A 14,801-nucleotide genomic window follows, 5' to 3' on the forward strand; every position below is an offset into this window, starting at 1 on the left:
ACCCTATTCAAAAAATAAAAAAGATATATTATCACAATTCGTAAACACGACAAATGCAGCTCCAATTGTTTCATAGAGCCTCGCTGGATATCGTTTATTCCTTGTAACAACAGTAATAGGTGCTTGAAAAGAAAAGCGAATGTGTTCTGTGAAGAAGCTAACGATTGGAAGCTCATCCCCTAGTAAAATTACCTTCTTAATACACTCACAAATACTAGTAAAATCTTGCTCCTTACTACAACTATACGTCCAATCAAATCCACAATTCCTCACTTCGGCCGCTATCTCTTCATTTGCTGTGAAAATAATTAACTCATGTTGATATGCTACTAAATCTATTAAACTATTTACCTTGCTTTCTTCCCCAACACAAATAAGTGTTAATTCCATGTACCTCATCCTCCTTAGCATAAAAGAACTCAAACATAGATTGATATTCCCCTATACTAATCAGATCGATGAAGTGATGTATCCATCATGGCACCGTCCTCTCTCAAGACGCTTACGAAGTTAGCTGTCGGATTCGGACTTTGAGAGTAGCCCTACTTTCAAAATTGAAAGATTCACCCCTAGTGACACTGCACAAATTGGTTCCTCCGCTCCATACAATTGGACTCAGCGTATTACAAAAAATGTATTCTGGCTGATATATTACTCCTGTAATTGGAAAAAGTAAACAGAAAAAAAGCCAGTTACAAAACTGACTTTCCACTTACTTATACACGCGTTTTATTCACTTTATATGCAAAATGATTCGTCGGTCCATGACCACTTCCAATATTCAATGGCTCTTCAATTGCTATACTAATAAATCGTTTTGCTTCTTGAACTGCCTCTTCAATCGAGCATCCTTTCGCAAGTCCTGCTGTAACCGCTGAAGCAAATGTACACCCGCTTCCATGCGTTTGCTTTGAAGGAATTCTTTCACTTTTAAATTCGATAAACTGCTCACCATTAAAGAGTAAATCAACTACTTCATTACCTTGATACTCTGCATGTCCGCCCTTCATAAGCACATATTTTGCACCCAATTCATGCAGTACTTTCGCAGCTTCCTTACTATCTTCAATATTATGAATCTCCATTCCAGTTAACACTTCTGCTTCAGGCACGTTCGGTGTTACAACAGTTGCTACTGGTAATAAATATTCTTTTAATGCTTGTACTGCTTCTTGTTGTAATAATGATGCACCACCCTTAGCAATCATAACAGGATCTAGTACAATATTATTCCAGCCAAATTTATTAATATGTTCTGCTACAATTTGAATAATTTCACTGCTAAATAACATTCCTAGTTTCACAGCATCTGGTGTTAAATCCGTACCAATTGAATTCAACTGTTCCGTAATACCTTCTAACGAAACTGGATATACCCCTTGAACGCCAAGCGTGTTTTGAGCAGTAATTGCCGTAATAGCCGTCATCCCATACACACCAAGCTCTTGGAATGTTTTTAAATCCGCTTGAATGCCGGCACCGCCGCCACTATCAGATCCTGCAATTGTTAAAGCTTTATTTACTTTCATCCCACTCATCCTTTTCTATCCAAAATAGCGATGATAAATTGTTTTTGCTTCGCTTATATCTTTCGTTCCATGTACGAGTACACGTCCATCTTTGAAAGCAACTAATCTCTTTTCTTCAACTGAAAATGATAATAAATATGGATTTACATTTAAATCATTTACGCGATCTTTCAGCAGCTCTTTGTATCGTTCAAAATCCATTTCTTCTTTATGAGGTGGCCTAATTTGAACTGTATTTCTTCCGCATAAAACTGCTGTTTTTGATGTGTTTTCTTTATTTAAATACGGATATAATGCATTCTCTCCGCACGAAGGACAATTGTGTTTACGAAGCTTTTGCACATTCATACATGAATATTCATTCTTCCATACATCAAACGATACAAGTCCATCTCGAAGTGACTCGTAATCTTCCACTAACAGTTTAAGAGTTTCCGTTACTTGATGAGAAACGACGAGAGATACAGCAGGTGATATAATACCCGCTGTATCACATGTCGCCCCGCCAAGCGGAATCGATTGTAATAGACAAGATAAACATGGCGTTTTACTAGGAAGAATTGTGTAAGAAAGGCCGTAACTCCCTACACATGCTCCGTAAATCCATGGAATAGAATGTTTTTGCGCTATATCATTCACAATAAAACGTGTTTCGAAATTATCAGTTGCATCAATCATTACATCTACGTTTGTAACAAGCTCTTCTAATTCCTCAGCTGTTACATCTTGAACGAGAGCCTCTACTCTTACTTCACGATTGATCTCTGCTAGACGTTTTTTTGCCGCTACAGCCTTCGGAAGATTATTTTCTACATCACTCTCTGCGTACAATTGTTGTCTTTGTAAATTACTCCAATCGACATAATCTCGGTCAACAATCGTTACTGTGCCAACACCTGCTCTTACAAACATCTCTGCATTTGCACTACCTAATGCACCTGCACCGATAATGAGTACATGCTTTTCTCTTATCTTTCGTTGCCCCTCTTCTCCAATTGGAGAAAATAATTCTTGGCGAGAATATCGATTATTCAACTACGCTCATTCCTTCTAAAGGACTGCTTGCTGTTGCACAACGTTTACGTGCAATACGCCCCGCTTCAAATCCTAATCGTCCTGCTTCAATACTTAATTTCATTGCTTGTGCCATTTTTATTGGATCTTTTGCTCCCGATACAGCCGTATTTAATAACACACCATCCGCTCCTAATTCCATCGCAAATGCCGCATCAGCCGGGCTACCGATACCAGCGTCAACGATAACTGGCACTGTCGCTTGTTCAATAATGAAACTTAAATTTAATGGATTTACAATACCAAGCCCTGAACCGATTGGTGATGCTCCTGGCATAATTGCATGCACACCTAGTTCTTGTAATTTACGTGCTAATACAACATCATCAGATGTATACGGAAGAACGATAAATCCTTCTTCTAGTAACATTTCAGATGCCTTTAACGTTTCTACTGGATCAGGTAATAACGTTCTATCATCACCAATAACTTCTACTTTGATCATATCGCAAAGCCCCGAAGCTTTTGCTAATTTTGCAATACGAACAGCTTCTTCAGCATTTTTTGCTCCAGCTGTATTCGGTAATAACTTATATTTTTTCACATCAAGTTTCTCTAATAAATTAGGCTGCTTTGCATCAAATATATCCATACGACGTACTGCGAACGTTAAAACCTCAGCCTCAGATACATCAATTGCCTTTTGCTGTACATCAAAATCAGGGAATTTCCCTGTTCCTAATAAAAGTCTAGAATGAAATGAAAATGGTCCAATGTTTAACATAATCAACCGCCTCCTACGAAAGTTACAATCTCAATTTGGTCTCCATCAAAAACAGATGTATCTGTATGATCATCTTTTTGTAAAATATCTTTATTACGCTCTACTACTACAATTCTGTTATCTAACTCTAAATGTGTAAGTAGCTCAGCCACTGTTTTTACACTCTCTGGCACTTCCATTTGATTACCATTAATTTTTAAATTCAAACTTCCATCCCCTTTCTAAACCGGTTTAGAAAGCAATGAATCTAGCAAGTGATTCTCCTGCTTTCCTTCTATTAAATCAGCCATATACTGACCAGAAACCGGGCTTAATAAAATGCCATTTCGATAATGTCCAGTACAAGCATATAAACCTTTTATTTCTTCATGCTCTCCCATATAAGGAGCTTCGTGATTTGATTGTGGCCTTAATCCTGCCCATGTGCTTTCCCACTCTGCTTCTTTTAAAGCTGGCAATATTGTATAAGCACGCTCTAATATAGAAGTAATACTTTCTGGTTGCACTGTTTTATTAAACGTATGAGGCTTCATCGTTGCTCCAATTACGTAACGTCCACCACGCTTTGGGGCAATGTAAAATCTTTCTTGGAAAATAGGCGCCTTTAAAAGTGGCTTTCTACTTCTTACCGCTACTACTTCTCCTTTAACTGGATATGTACCCCATTCGCGGTGAAAATAACCTAGTAACTTCGTGCTCCATGAACCACCCGCAATCACAACCTTCTCGCACGCGATAATACCTTCGCTTGTAACAATCCCAGTCACTTTATTATTTTCAATACGAATATCAAACACTTCTGTCTGTTCATATATATCAGCACCCGAGAATGATGCGGAATGTGCGAATGCTTTCGTAAGCTCTGGTGCAATAACATGACCGTCTTTTGGATAATATACAGCACCTATAATTGACTCAGATAGAAACGGCTCTTTCTCTCGTAAAAAGTCGCCTGTTAGAAAATAAGAATCTTCACCTGTTTTCTGCTGCCAATCCATAATGTGAAGAATTCTTTCCTTCTCATCTTCATTTTGGGCAATGCGATAAATGCCTTTCTCTTCATACCCAATATCGATGCCTGTTTTTTCACGTAAAACTTCTGCAAGTTGTGGAAATATAGCACGGCTTTCTCTAGCAAGTTCAAATAGTGGGTCATACGCATCCCATTCTGCCTGAACCCCAAGTAAACCAGCGGCTGCTTTCGAGGCTTCAGATGCAATTCTTTGCTTCTCTACAATCGCTACTTTATGTCCTCTTTCTGCTAGAAAATGTGCAACTGAGCTACCAATTACACCTCCGCCAATAATCGCTACATCATACTTCTTACACATGTTTTTCCGCCCACTTTCTTATTGATTCCTTATAAGATTTTGCTTTGCTATATGGATTACTACTACTTATAATCCCAGACATAACAGCAATACCACTGACACCGTTAGTAAGAACATCCCCTGTGTTTTCCGTGGTGATTCCTCCAATTGCTGTAATCGGTATGGATAAACACTTTGCAATGACTGAAATTTCTTCAAGCCCTCTCGCTGGCACACCTTTTTTACAATCTGTCGGAAATACATGACCATAGACGAGTGAATCCGCTCCATTCTTAAATGCATCGATTGCCTCTTCTAAGGAATGTACAGAATAACCGACATGCAAATAAGAAAACTTTTCTTTCACTGACCTTACATTTGCGCTTCGATATCCTAGCTGCACGCGCGGAATGTTTAATAAAATAGCAATATCAATTCGATCATTTATCACTATTTTCGATGCCGGAAAACCTTTCTTCAAAAGACTTTCCACACCTTCATACAATTCCTTCGTACTTTTCTCACGTTCACGAATATGCAAATAATCAATCTCACTTTCAATTTGCATCGCTACATTCACTAACTCTTCGAATGACATGTGACCATTTGAGATTACATGAAGCTCATTTTTCATATTCATTCGCCTACTTTAAAATGTTTTCGAATAATTCCTCAGCCGGAATGATTTCTTTCGTCATTCCTTTATCTTTCAGCCATTTATTTTGTTTCTCCCATGACTCTTTTGAATCCGATAAGAATGGCTCATCTTTCGTTTCCATCTTCTCTAATAAAATTTTCATACTTTCTTTTTCAACTTCTGGTACAAGCGGGAAGTTTTCTTTTTCTTGATGATTTAATAAAATATTTAATGCTTCATCCGGATTTTTCTTCATGAAATCATAGCCTTTTTTCGTACCACGTAAGAAGGCTTGCAACGCTTCTTTATCTTTTTTCAACGTTTTATCACCTGTTACAAATACAAGCTCATGATAATTCGGTACACCGTAATCGGCTGGATTAAAGTATGCTGGTTCATGACCTTCATGACGCATAACAGGTACTTCATGGTTAATGTATGCCCCTGTTACCGCATCCACTTTCTTCGTAATTAATGCCGGTACTAAATCAAAGCCAACATCGACTACTTTCACTGTATCTGGATTACCACCAGCTTCTTTTACCATCGTTTTTAAATACATCTCACTTAAAGGTGTTCCAGAATATCCAACTGTTTTCCCCTCTAAATCTTTTGGCGATTGAATGCCTGCTGATTTCAGCGATACAACATGATTTAATGGTGAACGTACGACAGCTCCAATTGATTTCACTGGAATTTGTTCATTTGCTTTTGCCATGACAACATCTGGCTGATAATATAAGCCAACCGTTACTTTTCCTGCAGCCGCTAAAGTTAATGGATCAGTCGGATTAGAAGGGAATTTTATATTCACCTTTACTCCTTCTTCTTTAAAATAGCCTTTTTCAATTGCTGCATAAATAAAGCTATGTACCGCATTTGGGTACCAATCAAGCATGACCGTTATTTCTTTTTCCTTTTTACCCTTATCTGACGCTGAATTACTAAAACATCCAGTAATCATTGCAACTAATAATGTCAACACAAAGATGCGTTTTAAAAATTTCATGAATGCTTCCTCCAACTAATAAATTTCTTTTCTAAAATCGAAATAAGTATGACGAAGAAAATAGCTAATAATGATAACAATACAATTGGTGCAAATACACCTGCTCCGTCTAACTGCGTCATCATTCTTTTACTGAAATATCCAAGCCCAGCTTGTGCACCGAGCCATTCACCGATTGCTGCCCCAATTACACTAAGCGGAACTGCAATTTTTAAAGCTGAGAAAAAATAAGGAAGAGCAGACGGCAATTTTAATTTAAGAAAAACATCTTTTTTCGTTGCCCCATACGTAACTAATAGCTCCTCCCATTCTTTTTTCGTACTGCGTAGTCCATCATACGTATTGACCGCAATTGGGAAAAACGTAATTAAAACAGTAACAACAACCTTACTCCAGATCGTATATCCAAACCATAAAACGAAGAGCGGAGCAAGCGCTGTAATCGGAATCGTTTGTGAGGCAACTAATAGTGGATAAAATGCTCTCTCCATCCAATTACTCGCATTCATTAACATCGCTAGCCCTACCCCAAGTACGATAGAAATAGCCACCCCTATTAAAACGACGGATAAGGTTGCCGGCAAATGAACCGTAAATAATATATCTTTTAGTTTCCAGATCTTCATCACAATTGCAGACGGTGACGGTAAAATGTACATTTCGTCTACGATTCTTGCGCCTACTTCCCAAAAGGCAAGTAAAATACTAGTAAGTGTAAGGGCAGGTAATAGCTCCTTCAACCGGTTCATCATACGAGTACCTGCCTTTGTAACATACTAAGAAGCTCATCTTTAAGCGCTAACACTTCAGGCTTATATAAATCTTTTCTTGCTCGATTACGATCAAGTGGTACAACCCTCTCGGTTAAAGTAGTTATCGGTTGCTGCTCTACTACTAAAATTCGATTAGAAAGAAACAACGCTTCTTCCACATCATGAGTGATAAATAAAATTGTTTTTTCCCACTCTTTCCATTGTTCAAACAGCCATTCTTGCAAAGATGCCTTCGTTAAAGCGTCCAACGCGCTAAACGGTTCATCTAACAACAATATCTCCCCGCCTGTTAATAAAGTTCGAATAAAAGATACGCGTTGTCTCATACCACCAGATAAATCTTTCGGATATTTTGTCTCATACCCTTGTAAGCCAAATTTATGTAACAGTTCCTTTGCCTTTATTTGTGCTTCTTTCTTCTGTACACCTTGGCACTCTAGCGGTAGGGCAGCATTCTCAATAATCGTTCTCCATGGCAGGAGCATATCTTTTTGGGGCATATACCCTACAGGATGGCTCTTTATTTCTGTCAGCTCTATCTGTCCCGTACTTGCTTCTTCTAAACCTGTAATAAGGCGAAATAGAGTGCTTTTGCCGCATCCACTCGGTCCAATAATACTTACAAACTCTTTATCTTGTATAGAAGCATTTAATTCATTGATGATTGGTTTCTCATCATAATGAAAAGAAACATTATGAAACTGTAGTATGTTCTTGCTCCTCAAATCCCCACATCTCCTTACGATAGGACATATCCCAGAATAAATATTCAAATCGACTGGAATATAGGAATATCTCCTCTAATCGATCTAGCTCTTTGTCAGACTTTCCAACTGCCATTTCATTTAATAAATCGATTAACCAAATACAAAGGCTACCGTATTCTTCCGAACTATATCCTTGAATCCACTCACCAAAGAACTCATGATCTCTTGCTCCAGGAATATCGTTTAAACGCTTTCCAATTTCCCAGTAGCTCCACATACATGGAAGAAGTGCCGCTATTAATTCCGCAAGTGTGCCATTTTGAGATACAGACATCATGTAATTTGTATAGGCTAAATTTTTAGCAGATGGTTTTGCAGATTCTATCTCCTCTATAGAAATACCAAGTCTTTTTGCATATTGTTTATGGATTGTCATTTCTCCATTTAATATGCCATCAATTTGTTCAGCAAATTTCCCCATTACTTGTGGATTCGTTGCTTTTACAACACCAATCGCATATAGCTTTGCATAATCTAACAAATATAAATAATCTTGAATAATATAATACTGAAACTTATCTTTTTCTAATGTGCCATCTCCCATACCTACTACAAACGGGTGATTATGACTCATCTCCCAAACTGGTTGTACAGTTTCTAATAATCTATCGCAAAATTTCATTTCTCTATCCCCTTTCAATTTATATATCTAAATAAAAAACCACTTCTAAATAAGAAGTGGTTACAGCAAATAAAATTATAATTTATTCGTTGCTCCACTTCCCTTCGCTAGTATTACCTAGATCAGGTCTGTAAGGGTTAAGGATTATTCCTCTCTCAGCACAACAAGCACCCCTAGTGGTTTCAATATGAAATTTTCAAACAAAAAAGCCCCGTTTCTATACGCAAAGAAACGGGGATTCATTATTAGTGTCCGTATTGCTTCCCTACGCTAGCATAATCTAGATCAGGTAATGAAAAGGATCAAAGGCTTACGGCCTACTCTCAGCTGGCAACACCAGCTCTCCTAGCAAACTATGAAATTAACACTGTCAGTATAACACCGTAATAAGACATCATCAACTATTTTAATTTTCTCAATTGTCAACAAAATAACAAAACTATATAATACTTATATTCTATGTTAGAAATTATTATCCTAATTAATTGGATAAAAAGGAATCATTATCCTCAAAAAATTTATTTTTATATTGATTTCATATTACATTTATGTGAATACACCCACTATATTATATCTTTATACTATAATAAAATTACAACTATACAACTAGAGGAGGTCTCTATTATATGAATATGAAAGCTACTGCTTTAACAGCAACTACTGTCGCAATTGCCTCTTTACTTCCTTCTATGGGAGAAACAAATGTACAAACAGCCAACGCTGAACAATTATCTAATGTGAAAACTGGATATGTCAAAGTCGATCAAGTAGCCTTACATACAAAAGATAACGCAAATAGCTCTTCAATTGATACAATTCGCTTTAATACGAAAGTGAACATACTTGAAACAACTAATGGCTGGTATAAAGTATCCGTTAATAATAAAGTAGGTTACGTACAAAAAGATGCTATTCTACTAAAAAACAAACTTCAATCTAATAATCAATACATCGTTAATGCCAATGCATTAAACGTTCGTTCTGAACCTAATTTAGAATCTTCAATTTTAGATGTATTACCAAATGGAAAATTCGTTACCATTCAAGAAGAACAAGGCGAGTGGTATAAAATTTTACATAATGGCAAAACAGGTTACGTACAAAAAGCATTCGTATCTAATGGTTCACAACCTTTAGTAAAAGGCATCACAGTTCAAACTAATACGAAATACACAGTTGCAACACCTAAACTTAATGTACGTGGCAACGCTAGTACAAGTGGTGCACTACTTGGTTCATTACAAAATGGTACACAAATACAAGTAGTGGAAACTGTAGGAACTTGGTATAAAATTCGTTTTGGCACAGGATACGGATACGTGGCAAAACATTATGTGGTGCAAAATCAAATGCAATCACAAGCTCAAACGGCTCAACCTACTTCCATTCCAGCAGTTTTCAAATTCCCTACTCAAGGAAGAATTAGCTCAACCTTTGATATGCGTTGGGAACAAATGCATTATGGTATAGATATTGCAGCTCAAGGTAATGTCTCGATCCAGGCGGCAGCTGCAGGTAAAGTTGTGAAATCATATTATTCAGCTAGCTATGGCAATGTTGTGTTCATCGCCCATCAAATAAACGGGAAATTATATACGACAGTCTATGCACACATGAAAGATCGCACTGTACAAGCTGGTGATCAAGTACAAGCTGGACAATTAGTAGGTCATATGGGAAACACAGGTCATTCATACGGGCAACATCTTCATTTTGAATTACACAATGGAGAATGGAATTTTGAAAAAACAAATGCAGTAAACCCACTGCCATATTTAGTTAGGTAAATTGTATGCAACGCAATATCAATATACCTCTCTTAATTGAATACTTCGCCTTTTTAGGTTTAATCTGTTGTTTAATCATTTACAATACAAACACTGTATTTTTATCTATTATCATTGCTTTTGTTGCTTTAGAAATTATGATGGAATCCTTTCAAGTACAACTAAAACAAAAAATTGCTCATATATATAATGCCATCTTTCTATTAAGTGCCCTAATAACAAATATTATTAGTAATGGTTTTTATTTATCTACCGTATTTCCTGTATTCTTTATGGCTGTTTTATTATTCATAGCTAGATACATTCATGTTCCTAATACAAAAAAACACGAACAAGAAGCTTAGAAAGAGGAGACACTGTGTATCAATCTTTCAAAGATAATCCGATAAAATATATATTGAATTTATACACAAAAATAAATACTTTTTTTGGTATACAAGGAAGTAATACGGCACAATTTCTCCTTTATGGAATGTTATTTCTCGTCTTAATTGCGTTCTCCTTGCTTTACTAATAAAAAAAGGATCTCACATAAACTTGAGATCCTTTTTAATTTATATAGAAAATGCTTTTTATCCGCAAGCATATTTTTCATAAATAAAGCTAAGATTATATTTTTTCTCTAAGCTCATTCTTTGTTCATCATCACACCAATAGAACAGAATATCATGAATTGTTGCATAACGTTTATTTTTAAGAAATAGCTTAAAGAATGATGGTAAACAATCATGTAATTGTATAAATATATAATTGCGTAATATTTCTTCTTTATATTCAATGCCCTTACAAATATACAATAATTCTTCACAATAATACGCATGTTGTGGAACTTGAATCATTTCGAAAAATGGCACATATGATAATAACTTCCCGATAAAATGATCATATCGATCCATTATTCCTATCGTCATATGCTCCATCATATCTTTCATTACATATAAATAATCATCTACATGAGTAGTCTTGAGTGGGTCTAATCGATCTGAAATTTGAGAAAGTACAGCTCTTTGACAAGCTAACACCGCTTGACTAGGTCCATAGTATGATAGGAAGTCTGTACACTTACGATATTTTCGTAATAAGTCATGTGTATATAAGTCATATACAAACGTATTACAATACATCGCTAGACTCATCATATCACTATTTAATTGCTCTTTTGATAGAGATTTAGCTCTCTTACACATATAAAAGAATGTAAATTCTAATACTTCTTTATGGGATAATAAATGTTTACAGTCCGTTATACATTTCTCATTAAATTTAACTCTATCCCAAATTGCTACATCCTCATCAGTTAATTCACCAATACGATATTTAATAATTAAATAGTTTAAAGCAACCGCTTGTGTCAAAAGATCCCACGTTTCATATTCTAATGAAGTGTGAACAAACTCAGCTAGTCCTTGAGTTACCATAAAAGTATTTGCTTCTTCATACCAGCCAATCTCTTGGCATAAACGAAGAATACGTAATAAAGTTGGAATTTCATCTTTATGAAACTGTGGTAAATTTTTTGCTTTATCCATTCCATATACGATAAATGCCGCTAAATTTTCTTCTTTATAAAATTCTTTTTCTTTCCACACTAATATAGTTCTTTCTTTCCCTTCACCTTTCGGATGACAAGGTACAAGTAAAGAAAATAATTCAGCGAAATTATTTGGTTCTATATATGTATCTGTAACCAAATTCCAATTTGGATCGCGCTGTACAGCCCTCATATAATTCCCCTTCCCTTTTGTCTACATAGGAAATATTAATCCATTATTACATCATTAACAATGAATATTGTTATATTCGAAATCTATCATAATACTTATATCTATCAGTATATCATTTTTTCTCTTATTTAAAATTAAGAATGACAAATTTAAATAAACTGTTGAAATTACTAACTGTATACTTATTATATAATGGCTCAGATACATCATGCTAACATATTAGCTTAACCCTATATACTAGAATAATGTATCTGATGTTTATACGTAACTTATTCCACTAATTAAAGTCTCACTTCATTCCGTATGCTCTGATATTTCACTTAAAGCAAATCCCGCTTGATCATCTGCCGATTCTTTTATAGCTAAATCTCCTAGTGCTAACATCCCAACGAGTTGACCACTCTCAACTACTGGCAATCGTCTAATTTGATACTGTGCCATTAACTCTGTAGCCTTTTCAATAGGTTCATCTGGAGAAACTGAAACAATGTTTGTTGTCATTACATTTGTAATTTTATTAGATCCAGGATGTTTCTCAGCAATCCCACGAACAACTAAATCTCGGTCCGTAACAAGCCCAACAACTTGCTCATTTTCAACAACTGGAATCAATCCAATCGATTCTTCTTTCATCTTTACAGCAGCCTCATATACATTGTCTAGCGGTGTACAATGTACAACATCAGTACTCATAAAGTCTCTCACTCGTGTCATTTTTGTCTCCTCCTTTTTATACATACCATAGCTTTTCCTAAATCCCTTTATTTATTTCAGGAAAATCAGTTGATAAAGGAGGATTCCACAAAATAAAAAAGAGTCAGCATATTGCTGACTCTTTTTTTTATGACCCGTACGGGATTCGAACCCGTGTTACCGCCGTGAAAGGGCGGTGTCTTAACCACTTGACCAACGGGCCATGGCTCCGCAGGTAGGACTCGAACCTACGACCGATCGGTTAACAGCCGATAGCTCTACCACTGAGCTACTGCGGAATAATATATGGTGGGCCTAAATGGACTCGAACCATCGACCTCACGCTTATCAGGCGTGCGCTCTAACCAGCTGAGCTATAGGCCCATACACTTTTACAGGGGCAGTAGGAATCGAACCCACACTGGAGGTTTTGGAGACCTCAGTTCTACCTTTAAACTATGCCCCTAAAGGATGCCGACTAGAGGACTTGAACCCCCAACCTACTGATTACAAGTCAGTTGCTCTACCAATTGAGCTAAGTCGGCATAAAAAAATGGTGGCTCGGGACGGAATCGAACCGCCGACACGAGGATTTTCAGTCCTCTGCTCTACCGACTGAGCTACCGAGCCAACATAAATGGCGGTCCCGACCGGGGTCGAACCGGCGATCTCCTGCGTGACAGGCAGGCATGTTAACCACTACACCACGGGACCATTTGGTTGCGGGGACAGGATTTGAACCTGCGACCTTCGGGTTATGAGCCCGACGAGCTACCGTGCTGCTCCACCCCACGACAATATAATGTTTTTTAAAAAATGGAGGAGGTAGAGGGATTCGAACCCCCGCGCGACTCTCGCCGCCTGTCGGTTTTCAAGACCGATCCCTTCAGCCGAACTTGGGTATACCTCCATGAAGGAAAAAATAAAAATTTTATTATTATATGTATCTAAACCATTTAAAAAGAAAATGGAGGAGGTAGAGGGATTCGAACCCCCGCGCGATTCTCACCGCCTGTCGGTTTTCAAGACCGATCCCTTCAGCCGAACTTGGGTATACCTCCGAGACATATAATAAATAAAGTGGAGCCTAGCGGGATCGAACCGCTGACCTCCTGCGTGCAAGGCAGGCGCTCTCCCAGCTGAGCTAAGGCCCCATGTTTTTGGGAATATCGGGAAGACAGGATTTGAACCTGCGACCCCCTGGTCCCAAACCAGGTGCTCTACCAAGCTGAGCCACTTCCCGTTAATAAAAGCGCGCCCGAGAGGAGTCGAACCCCTAACCTCTTGATCCGTAGTCAAACGCTCTATCCAATTGAGCTACGGGCGCATATGGTGCCGAGGGCGGGGGTCGAACCCGCACGGTGGTCACCCACCGCAGGATTTTAAGTCCTGTGCGTCTGCCTGTTCCGCCACCCCGGCATGTCATATTGAAAATTGGAGCGGAAGACGGGATTCGAACCCGCGACCCCAACCTTGGCAAGGTTGTATTCTACCACTGAACTACTTCCGCAAGACATGTTTGAGTTATTTTATTAAAAGTGCGGGTGAAGGGAGTCGAACCCCCACGCCAAAGGCGCTAGATCCTAAGTCTAGTGCGTCTGCCAATTCCGCCACACCCGCATATTTTGTTAAAATGGTGAGCCATGAAGGATTCGAACCTTCGACCCTCTGATTAAAAGTCAGATGCTCTACCAACTGAGCTAATGGCTCTTAATGGCTGGGCTAGCTGGATTCGAACCAGCGCATGACGGAGTCAAAGTCCGTTGCCTTACCGCTTGGCTATAGCCCATTAATTAAGAATGGTGGAGGGGGGCAGATTCGAACTGCCGAACCCGAAGGAGCGGATTTACAGTCCGCCGCGTTTAGCCACTTCGCTACCCCTCCGACATATATGGTGGAGGATGACGGGATCGAACCGCCGACCCCCTGCTTGTAAGGCAGGTGCTCTCCCAGCTGAGCTAATCCTCCATTTTGCCTGGCAACGTCCTACTCTCACAGGGACAAGGTCCCAACTACCATCGGCGCTAGAGAGCTTAACTTCCGTGTTCGGTATGGGAACGGGTGTGACCTCTCTGCCATCATTACCAGACTATATTCATTTAAGACAAGAATCATTTTAACTTATTTAACTTTTAAAGTCAACAAGTTTTTT

At 38.0% G+C, this 14,801-nt stretch carries 15 protein-coding genes, 20 tRNA genes, 1 rRNA gene and 3 riboswitches; of the genes, 2 read left to right on the forward strand and 34 right to left on the reverse strand.

The features are described 5' to 3' along the window. Positions 1–3 precede the first annotated feature (3 nt). The 11 genes from ACUN0F_RS29820 to tenA all read right to left on the reverse strand — a co-directional run bounded on the left by ACUN0F_RS29820 (position 4) and on the right by tenA (position 8,445). Positions 4–390, reverse strand: a complete 387-nt coding sequence (locus ACUN0F_RS29820) for a hypothetical protein (RefSeq protein WP_000424076.1) — start codon at positions 388–390, stop codon at positions 4–6. A 93-nt stretch (positions 391–483) separates the two neighbouring features. Continuing rightward, positions 484–631, reverse strand: a riboswitch (cyclic di-AMP (ydaO/yuaA leader). An 85-nt stretch (positions 632–716) separates the two neighbouring features. Further along, entirely contained in the window at positions 717–1,538 is an 822-nt protein-coding gene (gene thiD / locus ACUN0F_RS29825; RefSeq protein WP_445540671.1) for a bifunctional hydroxymethylpyrimidine kinase/phosphomethylpyrimidine kinase, read from the reverse strand. A gap of 6 nt (positions 1,539–1,544) precedes the next feature. After that, complete coding sequence (locus ACUN0F_RS29830; RefSeq protein ID WP_445540672.1) at positions 1,545–2,564, reverse strand: thiazole biosynthesis adenylyltransferase ThiF; 1,020 nt, start codon at positions 2,562–2,564, stop codon at positions 1,545–1,547. Continuing rightward, on the reverse strand, positions 2,557–3,327 hold the full coding sequence (thiG, locus tag ACUN0F_RS29835; RefSeq protein ID WP_000931990.1) for a thiazole synthase: 771 nt from the start codon (positions 3,325–3,327) through the stop codon (positions 2,557–2,559). Before thiG ends, ACUN0F_RS29830 begins: the two co-directional genes overlap by 8 nt. 2 nt (positions 3,328–3,329) lie before the next feature. Next, complete coding sequence (gene thiS / locus ACUN0F_RS29840) at positions 3,330–3,533, reverse strand: sulfur carrier protein ThiS (protein ID WP_001049512.1); 204 nt, start codon at positions 3,531–3,533, stop codon at positions 3,330–3,332. Positions 3,534–3,548: 15 nt separating this feature from the next. Beyond that, complete coding sequence (gene thiO / locus ACUN0F_RS29845) at positions 3,549–4,658, reverse strand: glycine oxidase ThiO (RefSeq protein WP_445540673.1); 1,110 nt, start codon at positions 4,656–4,658, stop codon at positions 3,549–3,551. Continuing rightward, on the reverse strand, positions 4,651–5,271 hold the full coding sequence (gene tenI, locus ACUN0F_RS29850; RefSeq protein ID WP_264462254.1) for a thiazole tautomerase TenI: 621 nt from the start codon (positions 5,269–5,271) through the stop codon (positions 4,651–4,653). Before tenI ends, thiO begins: the two co-directional genes overlap by 8 nt. Before the next feature lie 10 nt (positions 5,272–5,281). Then, a complete protein-coding gene (locus ACUN0F_RS29855; RefSeq protein WP_445540674.1) occupies positions 5,282–6,283 on the reverse strand; it encodes an ABC transporter substrate-binding protein in 1,002 nt (333 codons plus the stop codon). Continuing rightward, a complete protein-coding gene (locus ACUN0F_RS29860; RefSeq protein ID WP_002006941.1) occupies positions 6,280–7,032 on the reverse strand; it encodes an ABC transporter permease in 753 nt (250 codons plus the stop codon). The genes ACUN0F_RS29855 and ACUN0F_RS29860 overlap by 4 nt, the downstream gene beginning before the upstream one ends. Further along, positions 7,032–7,781 carry an ABC transporter ATP-binding protein gene (locus ACUN0F_RS29865; protein WP_445540675.1) on the reverse strand — a complete coding sequence of 250 codons (750 nt, stop codon included), beginning with the start codon at positions 7,779–7,781 and terminating at the stop codon, positions 7,032–7,034. The genes ACUN0F_RS29860 and ACUN0F_RS29865 overlap by 1 nt, the downstream gene beginning before the upstream one ends. Continuing rightward, positions 7,750–8,445: a thiaminase II gene (gene tenA, locus ACUN0F_RS29870; protein ID WP_000666832.1), complete on the reverse strand. Its 696-nt coding sequence runs from the start codon at positions 8,443–8,445 to the stop codon at positions 7,750–7,752. The genes ACUN0F_RS29865 and tenA overlap by 32 nt, the downstream gene beginning before the upstream one ends. A gap of 82 nt (positions 8,446–8,527) precedes the next feature. Beyond that, positions 8,528–8,630: riboswitch (TPP riboswitch) on the reverse strand. 60 nt (positions 8,631–8,690) lie between these two features. Continuing rightward, a riboswitch (TPP riboswitch) is annotated at positions 8,691–8,802 on the reverse strand. Between the two features lie 269 nt (positions 8,803–9,071). Between tenA and ACUN0F_RS29875 the strand changes: the two genes are divergently transcribed. Next, positions 9,072–10,232: an SH3 domain-containing protein gene (locus ACUN0F_RS29875; protein ID WP_001056052.1), complete on the forward strand. Its 1,161-nt coding sequence runs from the start codon at positions 9,072–9,074 to the stop codon at positions 10,230–10,232. A 5-nt stretch (positions 10,233–10,237) separates the two neighbouring features. Continuing rightward, positions 10,238–10,576, forward strand: coding sequence for a hypothetical protein (locus ACUN0F_RS29880; RefSeq protein ID WP_075312195.1), 339 nt, complete (start codon positions 10,238–10,240; stop codon positions 10,574–10,576). Positions 10,577–10,804: 228 nt separating this feature from the next. Here ACUN0F_RS29880 and ACUN0F_RS29885 read toward each other — a convergent pair whose 3' ends face one another. From ACUN0F_RS29885 to rrf, 23 genes are all read right to left on the reverse strand, one after another. Further along, positions 10,805–11,956, reverse strand: a complete 1,152-nt coding sequence (locus ACUN0F_RS29885) for a DUF3965 domain-containing protein (RefSeq protein WP_445540676.1) — start codon at positions 11,954–11,956, stop codon at positions 10,805–10,807. A gap of 294 nt (positions 11,957–12,250) precedes the next feature. Further along, a complete protein-coding gene (locus ACUN0F_RS29890) occupies positions 12,251–12,670 on the reverse strand; it encodes a CBS domain-containing protein (protein ID WP_087985846.1) in 420 nt (139 codons plus the stop codon). A gap of 130 nt (positions 12,671–12,800) precedes the next feature. Beyond that, positions 12,801–12,872 (reverse strand) — tRNA-Glu (locus ACUN0F_RS29895). 1 nt (position 12,873) lies between these two features. Then, positions 12,874–12,948: transfer RNA gene (locus ACUN0F_RS29900), tRNA-Asn, on the reverse strand. An 8-nt stretch (positions 12,949–12,956) separates the two neighbouring features. Then, positions 12,957–13,033, reverse strand: a tRNA-Ile gene (locus tag ACUN0F_RS29905). A gap of 11 nt (positions 13,034–13,044) precedes the next feature. Further along, positions 13,045–13,115, reverse strand: a tRNA-Trp gene (locus tag ACUN0F_RS29910). A gap of 6 nt (positions 13,116–13,121) precedes the next feature. After that, a tRNA-Thr gene (locus ACUN0F_RS29915) sits at positions 13,122–13,194 on the reverse strand. 9 nt (positions 13,195–13,203) lie between these two features. Next, a tRNA-Phe gene (locus tag ACUN0F_RS29920) sits at positions 13,204–13,279 on the reverse strand. Between the two features lie 8 nt (positions 13,280–13,287). Then, positions 13,288–13,363, reverse strand: a tRNA-Asp gene (locus ACUN0F_RS29925). A 3-nt stretch (positions 13,364–13,366) separates the two neighbouring features. Further along, positions 13,367–13,443: transfer RNA gene (locus ACUN0F_RS29930), tRNA-Met, on the reverse strand. 23 nt (positions 13,444–13,466) lie between these two features. Next, a tRNA-Ser gene (locus tag ACUN0F_RS29935) sits at positions 13,467–13,559 on the reverse strand. Positions 13,560–13,617: 58 nt separating this feature from the next. Continuing rightward, positions 13,618–13,710, reverse strand: a tRNA-Ser gene (locus ACUN0F_RS29940). A gap of 20 nt (positions 13,711–13,730) precedes the next feature. Beyond that, positions 13,731–13,803, reverse strand: a tRNA-Ala gene (locus tag ACUN0F_RS29945). A gap of 15 nt (positions 13,804–13,818) precedes the next feature. Continuing rightward, positions 13,819–13,892: transfer RNA gene (locus ACUN0F_RS29950), tRNA-Pro, on the reverse strand. 10 nt (positions 13,893–13,902) lie between these two features. Then, positions 13,903–13,976 (reverse strand) — tRNA-Arg (locus ACUN0F_RS29955). Positions 13,977–13,979: 3 nt separating this feature from the next. After that, positions 13,980–14,068 (reverse strand) — tRNA-Leu (locus ACUN0F_RS29960). Positions 14,069–14,084: 16 nt separating this feature from the next. After that, positions 14,085–14,159: transfer RNA gene (locus ACUN0F_RS29965), tRNA-Gly, on the reverse strand. A gap of 29 nt (positions 14,160–14,188) precedes the next feature. Next, positions 14,189–14,269 (reverse strand) — tRNA-Leu (locus tag ACUN0F_RS29970). A gap of 14 nt (positions 14,270–14,283) precedes the next feature. Next, positions 14,284–14,359 (reverse strand) — tRNA-Lys (locus ACUN0F_RS29975). A 4-nt stretch (positions 14,360–14,363) separates the two neighbouring features. Next, positions 14,364–14,438 (reverse strand) — tRNA-Gln (locus ACUN0F_RS29980). 11 nt (positions 14,439–14,449) lie between these two features. Next, positions 14,450–14,533, reverse strand: a tRNA-Tyr gene (locus ACUN0F_RS29985). An 8-nt stretch (positions 14,534–14,541) separates the two neighbouring features. Beyond that, positions 14,542–14,617 (reverse strand) — tRNA-Val (locus tag ACUN0F_RS29990). Between the two features lie 5 nt (positions 14,618–14,622). Further along, positions 14,623–14,738 (reverse strand): 5S ribosomal RNA (gene rrf, locus ACUN0F_RS29995). Positions 14,739–14,801 lie beyond the last annotated feature (63 nt).

This window comes from Bacillus sp. 1A, assembly GCF_052682215.1.

Excerpts from the sequence above, each read along its gene's own strand:
- ACUN0F_RS29820 (WP_000424076.1), bottom strand. The coding sequence starts at position 390 with ATGGAATTAACACTTATTTGTGTTGGGGAAGAAAGCAAGGTAAATAGT.
- thiD (WP_445540671.1), bottom strand. The coding sequence starts at position 1,538 with ATGAGTGGGATGAAAGTAAATAAAGCTTTAACAATTGCAGGATCTGAT.
- thiG (WP_000931990.1), bottom strand. The coding sequence starts at position 3,327 with ATGTTAAACATTGGACCATTTTCATTTCATTCTAGACTTTTATTAGGA.
- thiO (WP_445540673.1), bottom strand. The coding sequence starts at position 4,658 with ATGTGTAAGAAGTATGATGTAGCGATTATTGGCGGAGGTGTAATTGGT.
- tenI (WP_264462254.1), bottom strand. The coding sequence starts at position 5,271 with ATGAAAAATGAGCTTCATGTAATCTCAAATGGTCACATGTCATTCGAA.
- ACUN0F_RS29855 (WP_445540674.1), bottom strand. The coding sequence starts at position 6,283 with ATGAAATTTTTAAAACGCATCTTTGTGTTGACATTATTAGTTGCAATG.
- ACUN0F_RS29860 (WP_002006941.1), bottom strand. The coding sequence starts at position 7,032 with ATGAACCGGTTGAAGGAGCTATTACCTGCCCTTACACTTACTAGTATT.
- tenA (WP_000666832.1), bottom strand. The coding sequence starts at position 8,445 with ATGAAATTTTGCGATAGATTATTAGAAACTGTACAACCAGTTTGGGAG.
- ACUN0F_RS29875 (WP_001056052.1), top strand. The coding sequence starts at position 9,072 with ATGAATATGAAAGCTACTGCTTTAACAGCAACTACTGTCGCAATTGCC.
- ACUN0F_RS29880 (WP_075312195.1), top strand. The coding sequence starts at position 10,238 with ATGCAACGCAATATCAATATACCTCTCTTAATTGAATACTTCGCCTTT.
- ACUN0F_RS29885 (WP_445540676.1), bottom strand. The coding sequence starts at position 11,956 with ATGAGGGCTGTACAGCGCGATCCAAATTGGAATTTGGTTACAGATACA.
- ACUN0F_RS29890 (WP_087985846.1), bottom strand. The coding sequence starts at position 12,670 with ATGACACGAGTGAGAGACTTTATGAGTACTGATGTTGTACATTGTACA.